General features: G+C 49.1%; 5 protein-coding genes. 1 reads left to right on the forward strand and 4 read right to left on the reverse strand.

Annotated elements, in window-relative coordinates:
* Window position 1: 1 nt before the first annotated feature.
* The 3 genes from mutL to miaB form a co-directional block, all read right to left on the reverse strand.
* Entirely contained in the window at window positions 2-1900 is a 1899-nt protein-coding gene (mutL, locus tag EFBL_RS18475) for a DNA mismatch repair endonuclease MutL (RefSeq protein WP_096183908.1), read from the reverse strand.
* Window positions 1901-1906: 6 nt separating this feature from the next.
* Window positions 1907-4522 carry a DNA mismatch repair protein MutS gene (mutS, locus tag EFBL_RS18480; RefSeq protein WP_207907561.1) on the reverse strand — a complete coding sequence of 872 codons (2616 nt, stop codon included), beginning with the start codon at window positions 4520-4522 and terminating at the stop codon, window positions 1907-1909.
* Window positions 4523-4614: 92 nt separating this feature from the next.
* Window positions 4615-6084: a tRNA (N6-isopentenyl adenosine(37)-C2)-methylthiotransferase MiaB gene (gene miaB, locus EFBL_RS18485; RefSeq protein WP_096183910.1), complete on the reverse strand. Its 1470-nt coding sequence runs from the start codon at window positions 6082-6084 to the stop codon at window positions 4615-4617.
* A gap of 235 nt (window positions 6085-6319) precedes the next feature.
* On the opposite strand from miaB, the gene EFBL_RS20780 reads away from it, so the two are divergent.
* On the forward strand, window positions 6320-6493 hold the full coding sequence (locus EFBL_RS20780; protein WP_165912477.1) for a hypothetical protein: 174 nt from the start codon (window positions 6320-6322) through the stop codon (window positions 6491-6493).
* Between the two features lie 305 nt (window positions 6494-6798).
* Here the strand turns inward: EFBL_RS20780 and EFBL_RS18490 are convergent.
* Window positions 6799-7508: transposase (locus tag EFBL_RS18490; RefSeq protein ID WP_231705885.1), on the reverse strand; the 710-nt coding region annotated here is incomplete at its 5' end.

The raw sequence follows: 7508 nt of genomic DNA on the forward strand, positions 1-7508 counted from the left end.
TCTACATCACCCGCTTAAATTGTTTCTCCAGATCATAGGTGGTCATATGAATGATGATCGGGCGTCCGTGTGGACAGGTAAACGGGTTTTCCAACTCCGACAATTGATCGCACAAAGCGGTCATTTCTGGCATGGAAAGCCATTGGTTCGCTTTTATCGCCGACTTGCACGCTTTTGTTATCAGTTTGTCCTCAATCAATGAACGCGGATCCTTAAGTGATCCTTCCGCAAGAAATTCATCCATAAATTCAGATGCAAGACGCTGGATGTCCAAACCGCTCCAAATGTCGGGAACTGACCTCACAAGAAAAGAACCGCCGCCAAATTGCTCCACTTCCATATGGTATTCAGCAAGCATTTGCAACTGTTTCTCCAGCTTTTGCCCTTCTGATGGGGACAGTTCCAGTGTCAGGGGAACCAGCAAAGGCAATGGCCGGATTTTTTTCTCTTGCAGCCGCTTGGAGAATTTCTCAAACAACACCTTCTCGTGGGCCGCATGCTGGTCAATAATAAACAGTCCTTCCTCACTCTCGGCAATCACATACATGCCTAAAGCTTGTGCAATTGGTCGGAAGCGCGGAATCGGATGCTCCACCTGCGGTTCTGAATCGTACACTGGCTCTTGCTCTCTGTCAGGCACAGATTCCTTGTCATCCGGACGGTAAAGATCCATAGCCGCTTCTACCGGGATACGCTCTACAGGTTTGGAAAAATCAGGTTTGGTTTCCCGTATGCGCTCAACTGGATGTTTCGGTATCCGGTGATTTGAAGAATCAGTCGCGCTTTCCTGTTCTGAGTAACGAATTCGACCAGGGTTGTCCAGTTTTAGTTCAGACTGGGTCGATTTGACTGCCGGTTCGTTCCCCGATGAGAAAGTCTGAGGCGTCCGGGGAAGCGCCTTCGGAATGAACGTTGATCTTTCCAAAGCGGACTGCACCGCCGATTGTACTGCGGCATAGACATCTTTCTCTTCTGAAAAGCGGACCTCCAGTTTGGTCGGATGAACATTCACATCCACAAGCGTTGGATCCAACTGGAGGTGCAAGACGCATACCGGATAACGGTGAATCGGCAGCCTCGTATGATAGGCTGCCTGCACAGCATTAAACAGTTGAAAGCTTTTGACATATCTTCCATTCACCAGGAACGTGCAATGGTTCCGATTGGCCCGATTCAATTCGGGATAGCCCGCAAGACCTGTGATCCGGTAATCATAGTTTTCCCATTCAACATCCACCATCTGCTTGACCGTCTCACGTCCATAAACGGCCGTAACCGCGTGCGGCAGCTTGCCGTCACCGGCGGTTTGTACCAATATCCGACTGTTGTGCGTCAGGCGGAAAGCAACATCAGGGCGAGCCAGAGCCATTCTTTCAATATAATCGGTGGCATGGCCCAATTCTGTCTGAATCGATTTTAAATATTTCAAGCGGGCGGGGGTATTGAAAAACAAGTCTCTTACGAATATGTCAGTTCCCTTATTGGCAGCCGTAACACCAATTTCCTGGATTCGGCCTCCCTCAATCCGTATGAACGAACCGGCTGTTTCATTTTCCGTTCGGGTTTTCATCTCAACTCTGGACACGGCCGCAATGGAAGGAAGTGCCTCACCGCGGAAGCCAAGGGTTGAAATTTTGAACAGATCCTTATCTTCCATGATCTTGGAAGTTGCATGCCGTTCAAAAGCTACCGGCACATCTTCGGAGTCGATTCCCGACCCGTTGTCGGCCACACGGATCAACTCCAGGCCGCCCTGAACCAGCTCGATCTCAATCTCTGTCGCACCCGCATCCAATGCGTTCTCTACCAATTCCTTGACCACCGAAGCGGGGCGCTCGACGACTTCTCCGGCTGCGATCTTATTGGCCAGCAGGTCGTCCATTACGCGGATTTTGGCCATCTTGCGTCATCCCTTCCCAATCATTTGTTGAAGCCGATGCAGGGTTGTCAATGCTTCAATCGGTGTCATGTTCAGCAAGTTTATGGACTGCAACTCAGCCACAACCGGATGCGGTTTTGCATCGAAGTTCAATGACAGCTGGGATGTTTCGCCGTCATCTGAAGCTGCGGCAGAACTTGCAACTGCCGTCTCCAATCCGGCGTTGGGCATACTCTCCAGAACATGAAGGATTTCTTTGGCACGGTGCAACACTTTATCCGGAAGCCCTGCCAATTTGGCAACCTGGATCCCGTAGCTGCGGTCAGCCGGCTGAGGGATAATTTTCCGCAGAAACACAATGGAGTCCCCTTGTTCCTGCACATGGGTGGAATAATTGGTAACACCGGGTAGCCGGCCTGCCAACTCCGTCAATTCATGGTAATGGGTGGCAAACAAGGTTTTCGCTCCGACGGAAGGGGATTGGTGCAGATACTCAATCACCGACTTGGCAATGGAGATCCCGTCAAATGTACTGGTGCCCCTGCCTATCTCATCCAGGATGATCAAGCTGTTACGGGTGGCGTGATGCAAGATATTGGCCAGTTCCACCATTTCCACCATAAATGTGCTTTGGCCGCCTGTCAGGTCATCGGAAGCTCCGATACGGGTAAACACCCGGTCCACAATGCCAATCTCCGCCTTTTTTGCAGGAACGAAAGATCCCATTTGGGCCATCACCACTATCAAGGCCACCTGTCGCATGTATGTGCTTTTACCTGCCATATTTGGACCGGTTATCAAAGCAATTTGGTTGGAACCGCAATCGAGCAGCGTATTGTTTGAAACGAACGATTCCCGTTTAAGAACAGCTTCCACTACCGGATGCCGTCCCTCCTCAATAAGAATTCGGTCGGAATCGTTAATGACCGGTTTGGTATACCTGCGTTCCACTGCTACAGTAGCAAGGGATTGTAAAGCGTCAACATGTGCAACGGCTTCCGCCGACTGTTGAATTCTGGCAAGCTGGGCAGCTACCTGATCCCGAACTTCAAGGAACAATTGCTGTTCCAAATCGATCATCTTATCTTCCGCTTCCAGGATCAGCGCTTCTTTTTCTTTAAGTTCGGGAGTAATGTAACGTTCCCCGTTGGCCAACGTCTGTTTCCGTTCGAAATAGGAAGGAACCAGATGGACATTGGATTTCGTAACTTCCAGATAATAGCCGAACACTTTGTTGAAGCCGACTTTCAAGGATTTGATCCCGGTCCTCTCCCGCTCTTGCTGCTCCAAGCGGGCAATCCACTGTTTTCCTTCCCTGCTGGCCTGTTTCAGTTTGTCGAGATGGGCGTCATATCCGTCTCTGATCAGTCCTCCATCACGGATACCGACAGGCGGTTCATCTACAATCGCACTATTAATAAGATCCACAATTTCATTTAATTCCACGATCATGCCACCAACGTCTTGCAAGAGGGGGCTGTCGCAGTGAAGCAGCCGACGGCGGATCTCAGGCAGAACCGACAAGGAGGAAGCGATCGCCAAGAGGTCCCGCCCGTTGGCGGAACCGTAAGCCACTCTCCCCACCAGGCGCTCAAGATCGTATACCTCTCCCAACAAATTGCGCAGATCTTCTCTGAGCAACAATTCGTTAACCAGTTCCTCCACCGCGTTCAGCCGGCGTTCAATGTCGGCACGAATCGCCAGTGGACGTTCCACCCATTTTTTCAGCAAGCGACCGCCCATGGCTGTAACAGTCTTGTCCAACAACCACAGCAGCGAACCCTGCCTGCTTTTTTCCCGGATTGTCTCAGTCAATTCCAGGTTGCGGCGGGAGAAGGAGTCAATGATCAAATGAGTTTCGCGGGTCAAGAGAAGTGGTTTTTTCAGGTGATGAAGATTTCTTTTTTGCGTCTTTTCCAAATATGACAGCAGCATCCCGGCAGCCATGACCGCCGTCTTAACTTCCGCCAGTCCAACAGATTCCAGCGAGAGCAGATTAAAGTGCTGCAGCAAGCGTTCTGTCGCTTTGGTCTCCGCATGGGAGTTGGACTCTTCCGCTGTCACAAGGCAACCCACTCGCTCTATGACGGTTTGGACGATCGTTTTGTGTTCATCGCCAGAAGGCACAACCATTTCCGTCGGTTGAAATTGCTGAAGTTCATCCCAAATTGTCTGGAGATCCCGTTCGACAACATAAAATTCGCCTGTTGAAACGTCACATAAAGCCAATCCGATTTCTTCTCCGGTTTGAACCAGTGAAGCTATGTAATTGTTCCCTTTATCCTGCACTGCCTTCCCATCCATGATGGTACCGGGCGTGACAATCCTGACAATTTCCCGTCTGACAATTCCTTTAGCCTGGCTTGGGTCTTCCACCTGTTCACAAATGGCAACTTTATATCCTTTATCTATTAACCTGTGTATATAAGACTCGGCTGAATGGTAGGGAACTCCACACATGGGAATCCGTTCTCCAACGCCGCCGTCCCTTCCGGTCAAAGTAATCTCCAATTCCTTGGCAGCCGTGACCGCATCTTCAAAGAACATTTCGTAGAAATCTCCCAACCGGAAAAACAGCAAGGCGTCTGCCGCCTGTTCCTTGATTGAAAGATACTGTTCGATCATAGGTGTATAACGTGCCATGATATCCTCCGTCAATCCAGCTTGTCCTCATTATATAGCATCGATTGGCAACAAAAAAGAGCACGGACATCCGCGCTCTTTTCCTTACATTCTTATACAGCCAGCCCCGCTCGTTGAGGAACGAGTTCCCCTTTGAGCAACCATGTTTGCGGCTCGGTAATGCGAACTTGGACAATCTGGCCTGCCAGGTCTCGGGTTCCGCTGAACAGTACAATTTTGTTGGTACGGGTGCGGCCCTGCAGAACATCGGGATTCGTCTTTGATTCACCTTCCACAAGGACCTCAACAATCTGGTTCTTCATCTCGTCGTTGATTTCACGCGAGATGCGGTTTTGAACATCGATCAGTCGCTGCAAACGATCCTTCTGTTCCGTTTCCGAAACCAGTTCCTTAAAGCGGGTTGCAGGTGTTCCGGCACGAGGCGAATAAATGAAGGTGTAGGCCCCGTCAAATCGGACTTCTTCCACCAACTGCAGTGTATCCAGAAACTGTTCTTCCGTTTCACCCGGAAATCCAACGATAATGTCTGTTGTCAACGAAACGTCAGGAATGGCTGCACGGATTCGTCCGACAAGATCCAGGTAGAATTCCCGTGTATAACCCCGGTTCATTCGGCGAAGGATTGTATTATTGCCCGATTGCACCGGGAGATGAATATGCTCCGCCACCTTTTCACAATTCGCAATGGTTTGGATCAGTTTGTCAGTAAAATTCCACGGATTTGAAGTGGTAAACCGGATTCGTTCAATCTCCTCAATTTCGTTGACAGCAGCCAACAAATCGGCAAAATCATATGCTTTCAGGTCAATCCCGTAATCGTTGACATTCTGGCCCAGCAGCGTGATTTCCTTAAACCCCAAGCCTGCCAGTTCCTTCACTTCCGCCACCACGTCTTCCAGCAAACGGCTCCGCTCGCGTCCTCGGGTATAGGGGACAATACAGTAGGTGCAAAACTTATTGCAGCCATATTGGATGTTAACCCATGCACGGATGCCTTCTTTACGGAGTTTTGGCAGGTTTTCAATAACTGCACCCGCTTTGTCCCATACTTCAATAATCGTTTCCTGCGAGTTGCGGGCTTTGTCAATCAGCTCAGGCAACTGGTGAAGATTGTGGGTTCCAAATACCACATCCACCCACGGATAGGTCTTCGCCACCAATTCCTGTACGACCTTTTCCTGCGCCATACAGCCGCACAACCCAAGGATCAGCTGGGGATTGCGGTTTTTCAATGGCTTGAGACGGCCAATTTCCCCGAACACTTTATCTTCGGCATTTTCCCTGACCGCGCAAGTGTTAAATAGGATGAAATCCGCTTCATGATGATCGTTTGTTGCGGTATATCCCATTTCTTCCAGCATTCCGGCCATGATTTCCGTATCGTGTTCATTCATCTGGCAACCGTAAGTCTTGATATGATACTTTTTCCCTTCTCCGATCCGCCCTACATTCTTTGCAATCGCCTTATAGTCTATACTTTCCCGCTCAACCAGCGTAGGACGGTGCATATCGCCCTGTGCTTGTGTAAGATCTTCCAATTGCAGCAAATCGCTCACTGTCATCTCTCCTTTCGTGGCAAAGTATCTATAAACACTTTTCGAAATATCTATCGTTCGCAGAAAAAATCCCCGTCAGATACGGGGATACAGGTTGAGTATAGCACAGAAAACGGCGTGAAATCAAATACTTATATTGACAATACTTATATTGCCTTTCCCGTCAAATAATTTTCAGATTATGGTCCATACTACAAGGCAATATATGAATGTATACACTCTAGGTTGAAGGTGATGCAGCGTGCGTGTCCCAAAAGTGATCAAGGGTTTGTGGACAATGATGGCAGGGAAACAGGAAGATTTGGAAGTCTCGGAAGAATTGACCCACGCTTATTTTGGAAATGCGGAAGCATGGCAAATTGAGAATGGCAACCAGAAGAATGAATCGGATGCGACGAACAAGAAGGAAATCTGAATCACCACGAATGCCGCTCAACAACTGGGCGGCATTCTCTGTTTCCGATTGCCAATCAGTCGCAGCATATCCAATATCCGGGAAGTTTGCCAACGATTGAGGGCTGACTCTTCCAAAAAAGCTGTGATAATCTTTAACAGAATCAAAAATGAGCCGAAGCTCGCAAGAGCGCGGGGGATCCATCTTGGGGTGAAGTCTGAAATCCTTATCAAACGCACGTAACAATGAAAATGAGCATGCCAAATAAGCCGTGCAACTAGACGACCAAATGTAAAAAAATGTATTACATGCAGCTTTGAAGGAAATCAGGTTGCAACCGCCATAATCCGGCCTCTGCGTTTCTTCAGTTGCAAGTAGCGGTTTCGGATTTCGGGATGCTTTTCGCTTTTAACAACGGCGGTTGCACACTGTACCAAAAGAGGCTTGATGTAGCAGCCGGCTCTCGAAATCCTTACTGACTTTTTCTTGCCGGCACTTTCATCATTTGAAGGTGTAAGTCCTGCCCAAGAGCATAGATGCTTAGCTGTCGGGAACACGTCCATGTTCACACCGATTTCCGAAACCACGGCAATGGCGGAAAACAGGTTTTTGAAGGACGGAACAGTTAAGATCAAGTTGATTTCGTCCAGGTAGGACTCGGCAAGAGAAAGAATAATGGCTTCTAGCTCCGCTTTTCGGGATTCGAGGTCTTCGTAGTGTTGTTTGATGACCTTGATTTTTCCGGCCTGCTCTGGCGTAATGAGTCCGTCAATCGCAAGCTCCAGTTCAGGAAGTTTCCCGATCATGGAGGGGTGAATGAGCGGCTCGAGGTCAAAAGATGTATCGAGCGGATCGTCCAGCAGCTTATCAATGATCTTCATGGAGCTTTTGCCGAACGTATCGGAAACGACATTTCCAAGCTGAATGTTGGAAACCGTCAAACTGTTTTGCAGCCGATTTTTCTCGCTCGACGAAAAGTTCGTCAGCTTGAAGCGGTAGCGCATCAGGTCGCGAAGCTGCCGGATCGGCAAGGGAG

It is taken from the genome of Effusibacillus lacus (assembly GCF_002335525.1).
Lineage (GTDB): Bacteria > Bacillota > Bacilli > Tumebacillales > Effusibacillaceae > Effusibacillus > Effusibacillus lacus.